Source organism: Lentzea sp. NPDC051838 (genome assembly GCF_040681245.1).
Lineage (GTDB): Bacteria > Actinomycetota > Actinomycetes > Mycobacteriales > Pseudonocardiaceae > Lentzea.
In genome coordinates, this window is record NZ_JBFAYI010000007.1 from 320,783 (window position 1) to 337,496 (window position 16,714).

At 68.8% G+C, this 16,714-nt stretch carries 12 protein-coding genes; 7 read left to right on the forward strand and 5 right to left on the reverse strand.

Translation table 11 applies throughout. The features are described from left to right. Window positions 1–103: 103 nt before the first annotated feature. Window positions 104–4,435 (forward strand): ricin-type beta-trefoil lectin domain protein, encoded by a 4,332-nt coding sequence (locus tag AB0M24_RS19645; RefSeq protein WP_363769206.1) that lies wholly within the window; start codon window positions 104–106, stop codon window positions 4,433–4,435. 37 nt (window positions 4,436–4,472) lie between these two features. Here AB0M24_RS19645 and AB0M24_RS19650 read toward each other — a convergent pair whose 3' ends face one another. Continuing rightward, window positions 4,473–5,576: a YihY/virulence factor BrkB family protein gene (locus AB0M24_RS19650; protein ID WP_363769209.1), complete on the reverse strand. Its 1,104-nt coding sequence runs from the start codon at window positions 5,574–5,576 to the stop codon at window positions 4,473–4,475. A gap of 142 nt (window positions 5,577–5,718) precedes the next feature. On the opposite strand from AB0M24_RS19650, the gene AB0M24_RS19655 reads away from it, so the two are divergent. Then, complete coding sequence (locus AB0M24_RS19655; protein ID WP_363769332.1) at window positions 5,719–7,404, forward strand: DEAD/DEAH box helicase; 1,686 nt, start codon at window positions 5,719–5,721, stop codon at window positions 7,402–7,404. Window positions 7,405–7,620: 216 nt separating this feature from the next. Here the strand turns inward: AB0M24_RS19655 and AB0M24_RS19660 are convergent, their stop codons facing one another. Next, on the reverse strand, window positions 7,621–8,439 hold the full coding sequence (locus tag AB0M24_RS19660; protein WP_363769212.1) for a methyltransferase domain-containing protein: 819 nt from the start codon (window positions 8,437–8,439) through the stop codon (window positions 7,621–7,623). A gap of 49 nt (window positions 8,440–8,488) precedes the next feature. Here AB0M24_RS19660 and AB0M24_RS19665 point away from each other — a divergent pair, with 49 nt between their 5' ends. From AB0M24_RS19665 to AB0M24_RS19685, 5 genes are all read left to right on the forward strand, one after another. Further along, complete coding sequence (locus AB0M24_RS19665) at window positions 8,489–9,085, forward strand: TetR/AcrR family transcriptional regulator (protein ID WP_363769215.1); 597 nt, start codon at window positions 8,489–8,491, stop codon at window positions 9,083–9,085. Window positions 9,086–9,215: 130 nt separating this feature from the next. Next, entirely contained in the window at window positions 9,216–10,346 is a 1,131-nt protein-coding gene (locus AB0M24_RS19670; protein WP_363769218.1) for a substrate-binding domain-containing protein, read from the forward strand. 76 nt (window positions 10,347–10,422) lie between these two features. Further along, entirely contained in the window at window positions 10,423–11,196 is a 774-nt protein-coding gene (locus AB0M24_RS19675) for an ATP-binding cassette domain-containing protein (RefSeq protein ID WP_363769221.1), read from the forward strand. Between the two features lie 20 nt (window positions 11,197–11,216). Next, window positions 11,217–12,647, forward strand: a complete 1,431-nt coding sequence (locus AB0M24_RS19680) for an ABC transporter permease (RefSeq protein WP_363769224.1) — start codon at window positions 11,217–11,219, stop codon at window positions 12,645–12,647. A gap of 4 nt (window positions 12,648–12,651) precedes the next feature. Further along, complete coding sequence (locus AB0M24_RS19685) at window positions 12,652–13,809, forward strand: ROK family protein (protein ID WP_363769227.1); 1,158 nt, start codon at window positions 12,652–12,654, stop codon at window positions 13,807–13,809. Window positions 13,810–13,880: 71 nt separating this feature from the next. Here AB0M24_RS19685 and AB0M24_RS19690 read toward each other — a convergent pair whose 3' ends face one another. The 3 genes from AB0M24_RS19690 to AB0M24_RS19700 all read right to left on the reverse strand — a co-directional run bounded on the left by AB0M24_RS19690 (window position 13,881) and on the right by AB0M24_RS19700 (window position 16,633). Beyond that, window positions 13,881–14,063 (reverse strand): hypothetical protein, encoded by a 183-nt coding sequence (locus AB0M24_RS19690; RefSeq protein ID WP_045316573.1) that lies wholly within the window; start codon window positions 14,061–14,063, stop codon window positions 13,881–13,883. A 436-nt stretch (window positions 14,064–14,499) separates the two neighbouring features. Then, complete coding sequence (locus tag AB0M24_RS19695) at window positions 14,500–15,042, reverse strand: helix-turn-helix domain-containing protein (protein ID WP_052685410.1); 543 nt, start codon at window positions 15,040–15,042, stop codon at window positions 14,500–14,502. Window positions 15,043–15,304: 262 nt separating this feature from the next. Continuing rightward, window positions 15,305–16,633 (reverse strand): RNA polymerase sigma factor, encoded by a 1,329-nt coding sequence (locus AB0M24_RS19700; protein ID WP_363769230.1) that lies wholly within the window; start codon window positions 16,631–16,633, stop codon window positions 15,305–15,307. Between the last annotated feature and the right edge of the window lie 81 nt (window positions 16,634–16,714).

Below are 16,714 nucleotides of genomic sequence, written 5' to 3' on the forward strand. Positions count from 1 at the left end.
CGTAGCGGCCGTGTATTGCACGCTGGGGGCGGTTGTCGTCGCAACGCCGGAAGTGGCGGTGGCGGCTCCGTCGAACGGGTCCAGACCCGATGTCGTGAACTCGGTGGACGACGCGAGACCCACTCAGAAGGTCGCCAAGGACAAGGCCGGCCGGACGCTGGTCTACGTCGACGGCGGCAACACCGCACAGCTGCGGTCCGCGGTGGAGAAGGCGGGCGGCGTGGTCGCCCAGACCGGCTCCGGCAGGGTCAAGGCCGCGGTGCCCGGTGACAAGCTCGACCTGGTCGCGAGCCAGCCCGGCGTCGCCGAGGTCCGGTTACCGGACCGGGCGATCCCCATGGCCGTCACGTCCGAGGGCGTCGGTCTGTCCAAAGCGAACAACTGGATCGCGGCGGGCAAGAAGGGCGCCGGCGTCAAGGTCGGCATCATCGACGTCGGCTTCGGTGGCCTCGAGGCCGCGCAGACCGCGGGCGAACTGCCGCCGACCGGCCCGAAGCTCACCGTCAACGGCACCGGCTGCCTCGACTCCGGCACGCACACCGAGCACGGCACGAACGTGGCCGAGGTCGTGAACGACATGGCTCCCGACGCGGCGCTCTACCTCGCCTGCGTCGAGGACACCGTCAGCTTCGCGAGCGCGGCGGACTGGTTGCGCTCGCAGGGCGTGCAGGTGATCACGGCGGCTGTCGGCTTCCTCAGCCCCGCCGGTGGCCGTGGCGACGGCTCCGGCCCGGACGACAGCCCGGCCGGTGTGGTCAAGCGCAGCCGTGAAGCGGGCATCCTGTGGAGCGTCGCGGCCGGAAACCAGGCACGCCTGCACTTCTCGGGCAAGGCCGCGGACGTGAACGCCAACTCCTTCGTCGAGTTCAAGGACGGCGCGGAGAACAACGCGTTCACGTTGCAGGGCAACACCACGGGCACGGTCAGCATCCGCTGGGACGCCTGGCCGAAGACGAACGAGGACCTCGACCTCTACGTCATGACCCGGCCGCACGCGCCCACCGGCGTGAACGACCCTGACCTCGTCGCGGTCTCCACCCGGTCCCAGAAGGACACCCAGGGCGGTCTCGCACCGACCGAGGAGGTCACCTTCGCGAACACCACCGGGGCCGGCATCACCTACTACGTCTACGTGAAGAACAACAACGCGCGGTTCATCACGCAGTTCGACCTGTTCGTCGCGGGTCCGGCCGACGGCCAGCTGCAGTACGCGACCGCGGCGGGCAGCATCACCGAGCCCGGCACGTCGCCGCACGTGATCACCGTGGGCGCGACCGAGCCGGCCAGCGGCCAGATCGAGGCCTACAGCGGCCGCGGTCCGACGATCGACGGCAGGCAGAAGCCGGACATCACGGGCTTCGACAGGGTCAGCACCTCCAGCTGGGGTCCTTCCGGGTTCCCGGGCACCTCGGCCGCCGCGGCGCACGTCGCCGGTGCGGCGGCGCTGCTCAAGGGCGACAACCCGGCGCTCGACGCCGCGCAGATCCAGTCCGTGCTGCAGAGCAGGGCGAACCCCAAGAAGTCCGACACCACCTGGGGCAACGGAACGCTGAACCTGGGCGCGCCGAGCGGGGTTCCGGCGTTCACGGGTTCCGGCTTCACCGTTCTGCCGCAGCAGCAACGCGTCCACAGCCAGGCCTACACGGCGGGGCAGGTCACGACGCTGGCGTTCCCGGACGTGCCCGGTGACACCACCGCGGTGGCGATCACGGTCAGCGTGCGGTCGGACGACGAGAACGTCGTCGACGTCACGCCCGGCGATCCGAACACCTCGTCGTCCAAGGCGACCGGTGTGCAGGTGCGGCGCGGCAACGCGTTCAACTCGCTGACGATGTTCGCTCCGCTCGGACCGGACCGCGCGATCCGCATCCGCAGCAAGAGCAGCAACTCGTGGGTCGTCGTCGACTACATGGGCTACTTCAGCCCGTCGCAGAGCACCGACAACTACTTCGCCAAGACTCAGCCGCAGCGCGTCCTCGACACCCGCGGCTTCGCGGGCAGCCCGCGCACCGGGTCGCTGGGCGCCGGCCAGTCGCAGGAGGTGCAGATCCGCGGCAACGCCGGTGTGCCGAGCACCGCGACCTCGGTGGCGGTCAACATCACCGGGTTCGAGGCGACCGGCGAGGCGTACCTGCTCGCGTACGGCGCCAACAGCCCCGGCACCACGACGGTGACGGTCAACCAGGGCGAGAAGCGGTCCGGCCTCGGCATCGTGCCGATCGACGAGAACGGCAAGATCCGCGTCGCCAGCTACGGCAACACCGCGGGTGTCGCGCTCGACGTCGTCGGCTGGTTCGGTCCCGGCGCGGGCGGCGCGAAGTACGTGACGCTGCCCGAGGCCAGCCGCATCGCCGACACGGCCACCGGCAACGGCCTGCCCAAGGCTCCGATCGGGCACGGCCAGAAGGCGACCGTGAAGGTCGGCGGGGTCGCGGGCGTGAGCTCCGCGGCGACGTCGGCGGCGCTCGTCGTCACGGGTCTCGACCCGAACCTCGGCACCGACCTCAGCGTCTCGCCGAGCGAGGCCGGCTGGACCCCGGTGTCCAGCGTCAGCACCCGCAAGGCCGAGGCGTTCGCGGGTCTCGTGCTCGCTCCCCTGGGCGACAGCGGCAAGGTCGACATCCGCAACGAGCGCGGCCAGACCAGGCTGTCGGCCGACGTCACCGGGTACTTCGTCGGTGGCACGAAGGTCCCCGCCGGCACGACCGGCAACTGCGTCACCCCGCAGGACGAGCCCGGCTTCTACAGCGCGTTCGACGGCCGGATCGAGTCGGGTCTGGACGCCTGGCAGACCACCGGGACGAAGCTCGGCGCCGACGGCTGCGAGCTCGTGACCAAGGACGGCACCGACGTCTCCTGGTACGGGGCGCACACCTACGGCAACGACTACACGATGAAGGTCGACTGGAAGGCCACCACGGACAACTCCGACTCCGGTGTGCTCCTCCTGATGAACAACCCCGGCTCCGACGCCGGCGCGCCGGGACGGACCGGTTTCGAGGTCCAGATCGGCCCGAAGAACGCCACCGACACCCTGAAGACCGGCGGCATCCCCGGCTCCCAGGCGCCGACCACCACCGCACCGGTGAAGCCGACCGGTGAGTGGAACACCTTCGAGCTCAAGGTCCGCTGGAACTCGGTGACCGTGCTCGTCAACGGTCAGCAGGTCAACCAGTACACGACGGGTGACGCGACGCAGACGTGGCGCAACACGTTCGTCGGTCTGCAGAACGACGGTGCCAACGACACCGTCCGCTTCCGCAACGTCCGGATCAAGCGGGACACCCCCGTCTTCTCCGGCGTGCTGAAGGGCGTCAACGACCGCTGCCTCGACATGGCGAACGGCGACCCGTACCAGTCCGTCGTGTGGATGTGGGACTGCCACGGCGCTTTCGCGCAGACCTGGACGTCGAACGAAGGCACGCTCCTCGCCGGTGGCCGCTGCCTGACCACCAACGACTACGGCGCGGAAGGCGCCCTGGTCGTGCTGGCAGAGTGCAACGGCACCGACGCCCAGCAGTGGGTGCGGCGCACGGACGGCCGGATCGTCAGCCGCACGTCCGGCCGGTGCGTGACGCCGGACAGCGGGGACAAGGGAGCCCGGCTGTCCATGCGGGGCTGCAACACCCAGCGTTCCGAGCAGGTGTGGCAGGTGCCGGACCAGAACGGCCGGGTCGGCCTTCTGCTCGGTCCCGCGGGCAAGTGCCTGGACGTCAACAACCACAACCCGTTGAACAACCAGGTCAACCTGTGGCCCTGCAACGGCAACGTGGCCCAGAGCTGGACGGCGCCGGGTGACGGCACGCTGCGCGGCGACGGCAAGTGCCTCGACGTGTCGGGTGCGAACACCGCCGACGGCAGTGCCGTGGCGCTCTGGGAGTGCAACAGCCACCCGGCCCAGCAGTGGGTCGCTCAGCCCGACGGCACGGTGGTGAACCCGGTCTCGGGCCGCTGCCTCACGACGGCGTCGACCGACAACGGCGCCACGCTGAAGATCAACGACTGCACCGGTGGCCGCACGCAGCTCTGGCGGCACACGGCGGAGTGGGTGTCCCGCGGCGCGATCGTGGGCATCGCTACCAAGTGCATCGACGTCTACGGCAACGACCCGAACGCGAGCAGGCTGTGGCTGTGGGACTGCTTCGGCCCGGCCGGGCAGCTGTGGTGGGCGCCGGGTGATGGCACCTTCCGCATCTACGGCAAGTGCCTCGACATCGGCGACACGGTGAACGGCACCGCCATCGTGAACGTCGGCTGCCACGGCGGCACGAGCCAGCAGTGGACGGCACGGCCCGACGGAACGCTGGTGAGCGCGCTCGCCGGACGCTGCGTCGACGACGTGGGCTACAACACGGACAACGGCAACGCTCTGGCGATCTACAACTGCACGCGTGATCGCAACCAGCGCTGGGCGACGCCGGTGAACCCGAGCTGAGTCCGGCCGAGCACGGCGGCAGCGGGGGTGGCTTCGGCTACCCCCGCTGTTTTTCTTGCTCCGGTGAGGTCCGCGGCTCCTGGATCTTGAGCGGCGCGGTGAGCTGCGTGTCGGCGGGGGAGGGCGCCGAGTACTCGGTGTTGGCGGCTTCTTGTTTGGGAGCCGCGTTCTCGGAGCGGATGCGGGAGGCCGCGCGTTCCATCTCCAGACGGCGCCACCGGCGGCGCTGGCGGCGGGTCATGCGGGCCGGCCACATGTCCTGGATGGCGCTGTTGAAGTACGCGCCGATCGTGATCGCCAGGCCGATGAAGAACACGAACAGCAGGAACGCGATCGGCGTCGCCAGCGCGCCGTAGGTGTAGCCCGTCGTGGTGATCCACTGGATGTACAGGCGCAGCCCGATGGACGACAGGATGAACACGGCCATCGCGAGCACCGCGCCCGGCAGCACGCGGTGGTACGGCAGCCTGCGCGGCAGTGCGACCTTGTAGAGCATCGACAGCGACAGCACGAGCAGCAGGGCGACGCCGGGGTAGTAGAACCGGCCCACCCACGTCTCGATGTAGGGCTGCCAGGACGTCGGGAAGAACTGCGGCAGGACGTCCGGGCCCAGCGCCAGCACCGGCAGGCCGATCACCAGGGCCACCAGCGAGATCAGGTAGAGCAGCAGGGCGAAGACGCGCTGCCACAGCTCGTTGCGGACGCCGTACTGGCCGTGGGCCACCGTGATCGCGTCGACGAACGACGACATCGCCGACGAACCCGCCCACAGCGAGATCAGGAAGCCGACGGAGACGATCTCGCCCTTGCCGGTGCTGAGGATCTCGGCCACGGTCGGCGCGATCACGCCGTTGACCACGTCGGTGCTGAAGATCGTGCGGGTGAACCCGATGATCTTCTCCTGGACGGCCAGGACCACTTCGGAGCCGAACCAGTCGCCCAGATAACCCATGGCGCCCAGCACACCGAGCAGAAGTGGCGGGAACGACAGCGTCTGCCAGAACGCCGCCTCGGCCGCTTCTGAGAAGATGTTGCCTTCCCACGCTTTCGACAGCGTGCGCGCGAGTAGACGCAGCGGCCCCTTGCGGCCGGACCTGCGTGCGTCGTTGTCGGTAGGCGCACCCATCGCAGGGACAAGCATGGTGCATGGCGCCACGTTTCGCGGCATCGGCGCCGTGAACAGGTAGAGTCACAGTGCCCTCGGCAACGGTCTGCCTGAGGGTATTGCTATGTCTGACCTGCATAAATGAGGAGAAACACGTCTCGTGACAGCGACAGCAGCAATGCGACCGCTGCGGGCATGGCAGCGCCGCGCGCTGACCAAGTACCTGGCCGCCAAACCGCAGGACTTCCTCGCCGTCGCGACTCCCGGCGCGGGCAAGACGACCTTCGGACTGCGCGTGGCCGCCGAGCTGCTGGCAGACCGCACGATCGAGGCCGTCACGATCGTCACGCCCACCGAGCACCTCAAGCACCAGTGGGCGAAGGCCGCCGCCGAGCAGGGCATCCACATCGACTCGAACTTCCGCAACACCAACGCGATGACCTCCCGCGACTACCACGGTGTCGCGGTCACGTACGCGCAGGTCGCCGCCCATCCGTCGCTGCACCGGGTGCGCACGGAGAACCGCAAGACGCTGGTGCTGCTCGACGAGGTCCACCACGGTGGTGATGCCAAGTCGTGGGGTGATGCGATCCGCGAGGCGTTCACGCCCGCGGTCCGCCGTCTCTGCCTCACGGGCACGCCGTTCCGCTCGGACGACTCGCCGATCCCGTTCGTGCAGTACGAGGAGAGCTCGGGCGGCTTCAAGACCTCCAAGGCCGATCACACGTACGGGTACTCCGACGCGTTGCGCGACGGCGTGGTCCGGCCCGTGCTGTTCCTGGCGTACTCGGGCGAGGCGTCGTGGCGGACCAGCGCGGGCGAGGAGTACACGGCACGCCTGGGCGAGCCGCTGACCCAGGAGCAGACCGCGCGGGCCTGGCGCACGGCCCTCGACCCGGCCGGCGACTGGATGGCCTCCGTGCTGCGCGCCGCCGACCAGCGGCTCACCCAGAAGCGCGAGAACGGCCTGCCCGACGCCGGCGGCCTGGTGATCGCGACCGACCAGACCGTGGCGAAGGCCTACGCGCAGGTGCTCACGCGCGTCACGGGCCAGATCCCGACCCTGGTCCTCTCCGACGACCCGAAGGCGTCCGGCAAGATCGCCGAGTTCTCCGCGACGAACGAACGCTGGATGATCGCCGTCCGCATGGTGTCCGAGGGCGTCGACGTGCCGCGGCTCGCCGTCGGCGTCTACGCGACGTCGTCGTCGACCCCGCTGTTCTTCGCCCAGGCCATCGGCCGTTTCGTGCGCAACCGGAAACCCGGCGAGACCGCGACGGTGTTCCTGCCGTCGGTGCCGGTGCTGCTGCAGCTCGCGTCCGAGCTGGAAGCCGAGCGCGACCACGTCCTGGGCAAGCCGCACCGCGAAAAAGACGGCTGGGACGACGAGCTCATGGCCGCGGCGAACCAGACCAAGGACGAACCCGGCGAGGACGAGCGCGCCTTCACGGCACTGGGCACCACCGCCGAGCTCGACCAGGTGATCTTCGACGGCTCGTCGTTCGGCGCCCCGACCCTCGCGGGCTCGGAGGAGGAGCAGGAGTACCTCGGCCTGCCAGGCCTGCTGGAACCCGACCAGGTGCGCACCCTGCTGCTCCAGCGTCAGGAAGAGCAGATGGCCTCCGCGGCTCGGCGCCCCAAGCCCGAGGTGGCGGTGCGCGAGGCCCGGCCGGTCGGCGTGCAGGAGCGTCTCGCGTCACTGCGCAAAGAGCTCAACACCCTCGTCGCGATGCACCACCACCGCACCAAGAAACCGCACGGCAAGATCCACAACCAGCTGCGCGAGTACTGCGGTGGTCCACCGACCGCGATGGCCAGCATCGAGCAGCTCGAGGAACGCATCGCGACCCTGCGTTCCTGGTAGCCGCTCCGGCCGAGCCGTCCGAGGGCCGCGCTCGAACGGAGAACGGCGACCTCGGGCAAGGCGAGCCCGAGGTCGTGCGCATCCCCGCGCCCAGCCTGGTGACACCGAAACCCCAGGTAGACGGTGTATCAACCTTTGCAATGAGTCTTTTGACTTCGTCCGCAAACGTTTTTTGCTTGCGCTTGCAAGGAAATGCGGCAACTGATATGCGATATATCAGTTGCGGGTGACGGCTACGGCGAAGGTCGTGTAGTTCGAGGTGAACTGGCCGCCGATGGCGTTCACCGCGGCGCCGACGTCGTCGAGGAGTGCGGTGGTCTGCTCCGGGGTGAGGAGGGCCATCGGGCTCATCGTGAGGATCAGGTCGAGGTACTCGGCGGTCGTGTAGGTCTTGTCCCAGGTGGCGCTCCAGACGTCCGGGGCGGCGAAGTCGCCGGTGCCGACGAACGCTTCGGCGGTGCGGTCGCAGCCCGACCGGTAGAACGCCGTCGCCTCCTCGCGAGAGTGGCCGATGCGGAACGTCGTGTCCGGTGCGATCCGTTCGTAGGTCTCGGCCAGGGTTTGGGCGATCTCGTCCGGCGTGGAGAACACGTGCCAGAGGGCGACGAAGATGCCGCCGGGGCGCAGCACCCGTGCGACCTGACGTGGGCCCTGTTCGGCGTCGACCCAGTGCCACGACTGGCCGGCGACGACGGCGTCGAACTGGCGGCCGGCGGGGTCCCAGGTCTCGAACTTCGACACCTCCACCGGGACGCCGGTCTCGCGGGCGAACCCGGCCATCTGCTCGTCGTGCTCCACGCCGAGGACTTCGCGGCCGGCGGCGATCAGCTGGCGCGAGAGCGTGCCGGTGCCGCAGCCGACGTCGACCATCCGCGCGCCCGGAGCGGCGGTGACCAGGCGCTCGACCAGTGAGTCGGGGTAGGGCGGGCGAGTGCGGTCGTAGCGGGCGGCCTCGGCGCCGAACGACGTCGCGAGCCGCTCGGCGAGGTCCTTGTCGAACTTTTCCGGCTGTGGCTTCTCACCTAGAGTGGGCATGCGTCCACCTTAGTGGGCGAGCGCCCACTTCAGCTAGGAGAATTCAGGCGTGCCCACCGGTGTGCACCTGCGTGACGTGCGGGAACAGCTGTTCACGGCTGCGGAACGCCTTCTGGTCGAAGGCGGCCCTAGCGCGCTCACAAGCCGTGCGGTGACGACTGAAGCGGGCGTGGCCAAGGGGGTGCTGCACAAGCACTTCGACGACTTCGACGCGTTTCTCGCGGCGTTCGTCCTCGATCGCGTGGACAAGATGGACGCGCGCGCGAAGCTGCTCCTGAGCCAAGCGGGCACCGGCACGGTCGTCGACAACCTCACCGAGGCGATCACCGCCGTCTTCCGGTCGGTCGCCGTCGCGATCGTCGCCCTCGTGACGTTCCGCGACGACCTGCGCCGCAAGCTCAGAGAGGCCTGGCCCGCCGGTGTACCGGTGCTGACCGAGGCCGCGATCATGATCAAGAAATACCTGGAGCGCGAGCAGGAGCTGGGCCGCCTCGGTGATCTCGACGCGGACGGGGTGGCGCCGATGCTCATCGGCACCGGGCATCTGTTGTTCGCGGACCGCGACGCTCCGCCGCACGAGGACGCTGTGCGCCGAATGGTCGCAAGTGTTGTAGCGCCGTGGTTACGCTCCCACAACTCTGGGTAGTCAAATGACGGCGAGGTTGCCGCATCGTTACGACTTAATCGATTCAGTGTGGTTCCGGTCACGCATATGTCGGGCATACGTTGTGCGCCACAACATTCTCTGTGACACAGCGCAGTGAAAGGGATGGCGGATGCGCAGCAAGAGCCTCGCTTCCATCGCCGTTGCCACGGGCCTCGCCCTGGCTGTTTCGGCGTGTGGCGCCAACACGTCCTCCGGTGGAGGAGACAACAAGACGAACGCTGGCAGCGGCGGGGGTACCAAGGTCGGCGTGATCCTTCCTGAGACCGCCACCTCCGCTCGCTGGGAGGGCTTCGACAAGCCTCTCCTCGAGGCCGCGTTGAAGAAGGAGGGGCTCGACCCCGACATCCAGAACGCGCAGGGCGACGTCCAGAAGTTCAGCACCCTGGCCGACGGCATGATCAACGCCGGTGTCAAGGTCCTGATCATCGCGACCCCCAACAGCGAGGTCGGCGCTTCCGTCGCCAAGAAGGCGCAGGCGCAGGGCATCCAGGTCATCGACTACGACCGCCTGAACACCGGTGGCTCCTCGCAGTACTACGTGTCGTTCGACAACGTGAAGGTCGGCGAGTTGCAGGGCCAGGGCCTGGTCGAGGGTGTCGCGAAGCTCGTCCCCGGCAAGAAGCCCGCCGAGATCATCGAGATCGAGGGCTCGCCGACGGACAACAACGCCACGCTCTTCGCCGATGGACAGCACAAGGTCCTCGACCCGAAGTACGCCTCTGGTGACCTCAAGAAGGTCGCGTCGCAGCCGATCGACGGCTGGGACAACCAGAAGGGCGGCCAGGTCTTCGAGCAGCTCCTGACGACCAACGGCAACAAGATCGACGGTGTCGTCGCCGCGAACGACGGCCTCGCGGGTGCGGTCATCACCGTGCTCAAGAAGGTCGGCCTGAACGGCAAGATCCCCGTCACCGGTCAGGACGCCACCCCGGACGGCCTGCAGGCCGTGCTCCGCGGTGACCAGTACATGACCGTCTTCAAGCCGATCAAGGACGAGGCCGAGGCCGCCGCCAAGCTGGCCGCCGCCCTCGCCAAGGGCGACAAGGCCGCCGCCGACGCGCTCGCGACCGGCAAGACCAAGGACGACAAGGGCAACCGCGACGTCCCGTCGGTGCTGCTGTCCGCTCAGCTGATCACCAAGGACAAGGTCAAGTCCGTCGTGGACGCCGGCTTCGTCAAGGCGTCGGAGATCTGCGTGGCCGACACCCAGGCCGCCTGCACCGAGCTCGGCATCAAGTAGTAACCGCTTCGGGTCAAGGCGGGGTGCGGACCTGCGCACCCCGCCTCGGCGCGTGGTAACCACGGAGGAAACCCCAGTGAGCGAGCCGATTCTCGAGCTGCGCGGCATCAACAAGAGCTTCGGCCCCGTGCACGTCCTGCACGACATCGACCTCACCGTGAACCCGGGCGAGGTCACCGCGCTCGTCGGCGACAACGGCGCGGGCAAGTCGACGCTGGTCAAGTGCATCGCGGGCATCCACCCGACCGACTCGGGTGAGGTCCTTTTCAACGGCGAGCCGACGCACATCAAGGGCCCGCGCGACGCCGCGGCGCTCGGGATCGAGGTCGTCTACCAGGACCTCGCGCTGGCCGACAACCTCGACATCGTCCAGAACATGTTCCTCGGCCGCGAGCGCACCAAGGGTGGTCTGCTCGACGAGACCGACATGGAGCAGGCGGCGCGCAAGACGCTGGCCTCGCTGTCCGTGCGCACGGTCAAGTCGGTGCGCACGCAGGTCTCGTCGCTGTCCGGTGGCCAGCGCCAGACGGTCGCGATCGCCAAGGCCGTGCTGTGGAACAGCAAGGTCGTGCTGCTCGACGAGCCGACCGCCGCACTCGGCGTCGCGCAGACGCGGCAGGTCCTCGACCTCGTCCGCCGGCTCGCGGACCAGGGCCTGGGGGTCGTCCTGATCAGCCACAACATGAACGACGTCTTCGAGGTCGCCGACAAGATCGCGTGCCTCTACCTCGGACGCATGGCCGCGGTCGTGGGCTCCAAGGACGTCACGCACGGCCAGGTGGTCGAGCTGATCACCGCCGGTCGTTCCGGTGACCTGGGCATCGCCCGCCCCGAGGCGGCGACGATCTGATGAGTTCCGAAGAGGCGAGCATGACCGACACCACCGAAACGCACGAGCAGGAGACGCCGCAGCAGGGCGCGATCTCCGACTTCGGCATCGACACGACGTCCATGTCCACCGGTGAGGCCGTCAGCGACTACTGGGCCAGGGTCCGCGGTGGCGAGCTCGGCTCGCTGCCGGCGCTCCTCGGGCTCATCGTGCTGCTCATCGTGTTCAGCACGTTGTCCGACACGTTCTTCACCCTCGGCAACCTCGCCAACCTGCTCCAGCAGGGCGCCAGCATCACCATCATCGCGATGGGCCTGGTGTTCGTGCTGCTGCTGGGCGAGATCGACCTGTCCGCCGGTACCGCGTCCGGTGTGACGGCGTCGGTGATGGCACTGCACCTGATCCACAACGGCAACCTGCTCGGCGGCATGGGCGACACCGTGTTCTGGGTGTTCTGCGGCCTGCTGCTGCTCGCGATCGTGCTCGCGGTGCTGATGAAGATCTGGGCGGGCGCGGCACTGGCGCTCGTCGCGTTCCTGATCTCCGTGATCGGCATCCCGGCGAACCCCTGGCTGGAGATGTTCCTCGCGGTCTGCGTCGGCGCGGCCATCGGCTGCATCACCGGCTACCTCATCGCCAAGGTCGGTATCCCGTCGTTCGTCGTGACCCTGGCGCTGTTCCTCGTCTGGAACGGCGTGGTGCTGCAGTTCATCGGCCAGGGCGGCACGCTCGGCCTGCGCGACGACACGATCTTCAACGTCGCCAACGGCAACCTGAACTTCCTGGGCTCCTGGGCGCTGTTCGTGATCGCGATCGGCGGCTACGCGGCCGTCGTGCTGACGCGGCACTTCTCCCGTCTGCGCAAGGGACTCGTGGCCCAGCCGACCTCGCTGGTGCTGGCCAAGATCGGTGCCCTCGCGGTGCTGGCCGCGCTCATCACCTACGCGCTGTCGATCAACCGGTCGCCGAGCGACCTCGTTGTCATCGAGGGCGTGCCGTACGTGGTGCCGGTGGTGCTCGTCCTGCTGGTGATCGGCACGTTCGTGCTCGACCGCACCAGCTACGGCCGGCACATCTACGCGGTCGGCGGCAACAAGGAAGCCGCCCGCCGCGCCGGTATCAACGTCGAGCGGATTCGCATGAGCGTGTTCGTGATCGCGTCCTCCGCGGCCGCGATCGGCGCGATCGTGTACTCGTCGAAGGTCGGCTCGGTCGACCCGAACGCCGGTGGCGGCAACACGCTGCTGCTGTCGGTCGGTGCGGCCGTCATCGGTGGCACGTCGCTGTTCGGCGGCAAGGGCCGGCTGCGTGACGCGGTGATCGGTGGCGCGGTGCTCGCGATCATCCAGAACGGCATGGGCCTGCTCAAGCAGCCCGCCGCCGTCGTGTTCATCGTGACCGGCCTGGTCCTGCTGCTCGCCGCGAGCGTCGACGCGTTGTCCCGCCGCCGGGCAGCGACCGCGGCTCGCTGACGAGGTGACCGGACCAACCTCCGGCACCCGTCCCGACGAGATCCGCAGGCACAACAGGACGGCGCTGCTGCGTCGCCTGCACGTCGACGGACCGTCCACCAGGGCGTCGCTCGCGGCTGAGCTCGGGCTCAACCGCAGCACGATCAAGGCCCTGGTGGACGGCCTCGCCGAAGCCGGTGTGGTGGCCGAACGCGTCCCTGCCCAGCGCAGTGGCGCCGGCCGCCCCTCGTTGCTCGTCCTGCCCCAGCCTCAGGCCGCGGTCGTCATCGCGATCGACGTGCGGGTGGAGCAGGTGGCGATGGGGTTCGTCGGCCTCGGTGGGGAGATCCTCGGGCGCGACAGCTGGAACCTGCACAACCGGACGCGTGATCCGGGAGAGGTCATCACGCACATCGTCGAGTCGGCGCGCCTCATGGCCGACGACCTCGACGTCACCGCGGTCGGGGTCGGCGTGTCGGTGCCGGGCGTCGTGCGGCGCGCGGACGGCCAGGTGCACGAGGCGCCGAACCTGCACTGGACGGACGTCGCGCTCGGCAAGCGCCTGGAGGCGGTGCTCAAGATGCCCGTCCAGGTGGGCAACGACGCGGAGCTCGGCGCGCTGGCGGAGCACGTGCGCGGCGCTGCGCGGGCATCCGCGGACATGGTCTACATCTCCGCGGACGTCGGTGTCGGCGGCGGCGTGATCCTGTCCGGGCAGCCGTTGCGCGGCTCCGGCGGCTACGTCGGCGAGCTCGGGCACATGGTGGTCAACCCGCGCGGCCGGCGCTGCTACTGCGGCTGCGACGGGTGCTGGGAGACCGAGGTCGGCGAACCGGCGTTGTGCCGCGCCCTGGGGCTGCCCGACGACGCCCCGCGCGGTGCCGTCGTCGCGGCGCTGCGGGCGCTGGACGACCCGTCGTTGCTCGGCGAGTTCGCGGACTGGCTGGCGCTGGGGCTCGCGAACATCGTCAACGTGCTGGGCCCCGAGCTGGTCGTGCTGGGTGATCTCTACACGGCGTTGCCGCCGTCGCTGGTCGACTCGGTGGGAGCCGTCGTGCAGCAGCGCAGTCTCGTCTCGCGCGCGGTCGGCGGAACGCAGGTCGTGACGTCGCCGCTGGGCCGCGATGCGAAGCTGGTCGGTGCCGCCGAGCTGGCGTTCGAACCCGTGCTGGACGCTCTCTAAGACGCTCCGGAAAGCGAAGGGGGCGGAGATCCATCCGGATCTCCGCCCCGAGCGGCTAGGTGGGGTGGAAGTCAGCCCTGCTGAATCTCAGCAGCGAGTTCGCGCAACTTCTCGCTGTGCGCGCGAGCGTGGTGCCCGCAGAACAGCAGCTCGCCCCCGGACGGGAGCAAGGCGCGAACCTGGGCAGCAGCCCCGCAGCGGTCGCAGCGGTCGGCAGCGGTCAACTCGGGGCGGGTGAGTGCTGCAGTCATGATGAATCTCCCTCCGTCCCGGCACCGGAACTGGAGTGTTCGGTGCCCTCTTACCAAGCTGCGACCACAGCGCCCCTGGCAGGTGCGCGGTGCTCGCTGGCTCCACTCTGACAGACGTTTTGGCGATAGTCAGTGTTCCCGTGTGCGTGGCGACTCGCGTCACTATCCGATTTACCCGGCTGCAGCAGGCTCACACCTGTATTTGCCACCGGTTCACCGTCTTGACACGCACGGAGCGCAACCGGAAACCCGCTGGTGGAGCAGTGAGTTCGGGCCGTTCGGTCTGTTGCGTGCGACCGAGAGTGTGATATCGGTTGCCCTTGTCCGCCCGCAGCGAACAGGTCACGAACGTCCCACGATTCGGACTCTGGACCGTGATCAAACTCCCGATCGCACGCACTGGGGGCGAGTGCGAGCGGGAGTCCGACCACCCCGTCGATCAGCTCGCGAGGGCTGCGCTGATCGCTCGTGCGGCGTGCCCCACGGCCTCCCTCAGAGCCGTGGCGCTGCGACCGCTGTCCAGCACCGCGGACACCGTGCCGATGACACTGCTGGACGGTGTGCGCACCGGAGCGCTGACGAACTCCATGCCCGCCGGAACCGTGGCACCGGGACGCAGCCGGGCCACGTCCTCCGCGCGCACGATGCTCGCCGCGGCGACGAGCACCCGGTCACGTCGCGGCACCGCGAGGATCGTCGACGTCCTGATCGTCGCCGACAACGCCCGCAGCGGCTGCCGGGCGACCCGCAGGATGCCCGGGGCGGGTTCCCACGCCTGCCCGAGCCGGAACATCTGCGCGCCGATGCGGTAGCGGCCGCGCACGTTCTCGACCGCCCCGAGCACCTCCATCTGGTCCAGAAGTCGGTGCACCGTCGTCTTCGGCATCTCGCAGCGGTCGGCGAGTTGCGTGAGCCCCAGCTCACCCTCGTCCATCAGCTTGTCCAGCAGCGAGAAAGCCCCTTCGAGTACTGACCTGCCCATGTTTCCAGCCCCCTCGTTCCGGTCTCCGGAACTGTCCCTGTGCACCCCTCCGGCACAGCCACACACTGATGCTGTCGCGGATGCATAGGCGGCACATGAGTACATGGGTACTCATCTTTCGCATGCGTTCGATCACGCCTGGTCACGGCGTGAGCATAGGTAAAGCTGGACGTGCTCACGGGCGTGCGGGCGAGTTCCCGGAACAAAAAAGATCCCCGCACCGAACCGGTGCGGGGATCTCTGCGTATGCCTGAGTGAAGGACTAGTCGAGGTAGTCGCGCAGGACCTGCGAGCGCGACGGGTGACGCAGCTTCGACATCGTCTTGGACTCGATCTGGCGGATGCGCTCACGCGTGACGCCGTAGACCTGACCGATCTCGTCCAGCGTGCGCGGCTGGCCGTCGGTGAGACCGAAGCGCAGCCGGACGACGCCCGCCTCGCGCTCGGACAGCGTCGCGAGCACGGACTGCAGCTGGTCCTGCAGCAGCGTGAACGAGACGGCGTCGACCGCGACGACGGCCTCGGAGTCCTCGATGAAGTCGCCGAGCTGGCTGTCGCCCTCGTCGCCGATCGTCTGGTCCAGCGAGATGGGCTCACGCGCGTACTGCTGGATCTCCAGCACCTTCTCGGGCGTGATGTCCATTTCCTTGGCGAGCTCTTCCGGGGTGGGCTCGCGGCCCAGGTCCTGGAGCAGCTCCCGCTGGATGCGACCGAGCTTGTTGATGACCTCGACCATGTGCACCGGGATGCGGATGGTGCGGGCCTGGTCGGCCATCGCGCGGGTGATCGCCTGACGGATCCACCAGGTGGCGTACGTGGAGAACTTGTAGCCCTTGGTGTAGTCGAACTTCTCGACGGCGCGGATCAGACCCAGGTTGCCCTCCTGGATCAGGTCCAGGAACGCCATGCCGCGGCCGGTGTAGCGCTTGGCCAGCGACACGACGAGACGCAGGTTCGCCTCGAGCAGGTGGTTCTTGGCGCGCTCGCCGTCACGCACGATCCACCGCAGGTCGCGGCGCATCTGCGGGGTGAGCTTCTCCGCGTCCTCCTCGGAGCGGCGCACGCGCTCGGCGGCGTAGAGACCCGCCTCGATGCGCTTGGCGAGCTCGACCTCCTCCTCGGCGTTGAGGAGGGCGACCTTGCCGATCTGCTTGAGGTAGGCGCGAACGGAGTCGGCCGAAGCGGTGAGCTCCGCGTCCTTGCGCGCCTGGCGCAGGGCCTCGGACTCCTCCTCGTCCCAGACGAAGTCACCCTCGTTCTTGGGGTCCTCCGCCTCCTCCGGCTCGTCGACGACCGGCTCGTCGACGATCTCGACGTCCTCCAGGTCCTCGGCGCCGGGAGCGCCTTCCATGTCCTCCGGCTCTTCGCCGTCCTTCTTGGCGGTGCCCTTCGCGGCAGGATCGGCCTTGCCGGCCGGCTTGCGCGGGGTCTTGGCGCCGGCGGCCTTGGCGGCGGCGGGCTTCTTCGCTGCCGCAGCGGTCGTCTTGCGCTTCGGCTTCTCCTCGGCCTCGCCGGCCGCGGTCGCCTTGGTCGTCTTGGCGGCGCTCGCGGCGGAGCTGGAGCGTCGGGTTGCGGTTTCTGCGGCTGCCACGTACGCCCTTTCGCGACGGTCGTTCAAGGCAAACCAGAGGGCGCGAAACCTCGGTCGCCAGAGTTCAGGGGATCTCCCCGC

Bases quoted from the DNA above. Each gene is read 5' to 3' on its own strand.
- AB0M24_RS19650 (WP_363769209.1), bottom strand. From the start codon at position 5,576: ATGCTTGTCCCTGCGATGGGTGCGCCTACCGACAACGACGCACGCAGG.
- AB0M24_RS19655 (WP_363769332.1), top strand. From the start codon at position 5,719: ATGCGACCGCTGCGGGCATGGCAGCGCCGCGCGCTGACCAAGTACCTG.
- AB0M24_RS19660 (WP_363769212.1), bottom strand. From the start codon at position 8,439: ATGCCCACTCTAGGTGAGAAGCCACAGCCGGAAAAGTTCGACAAGGAC.
- AB0M24_RS19670 (WP_363769218.1), top strand. From the start codon at position 9,216: ATGCGCAGCAAGAGCCTCGCTTCCATCGCCGTTGCCACGGGCCTCGCC.
- AB0M24_RS19680 (WP_363769224.1), top strand. From the start codon at position 11,217: ATGACCGACACCACCGAAACGCACGAGCAGGAGACGCCGCAGCAGGGC.
- AB0M24_RS19695 (WP_052685410.1), bottom strand. From the start codon at position 15,042: ATGGGCAGGTCAGTACTCGAAGGGGCTTTCTCGCTGCTGGACAAGCTG.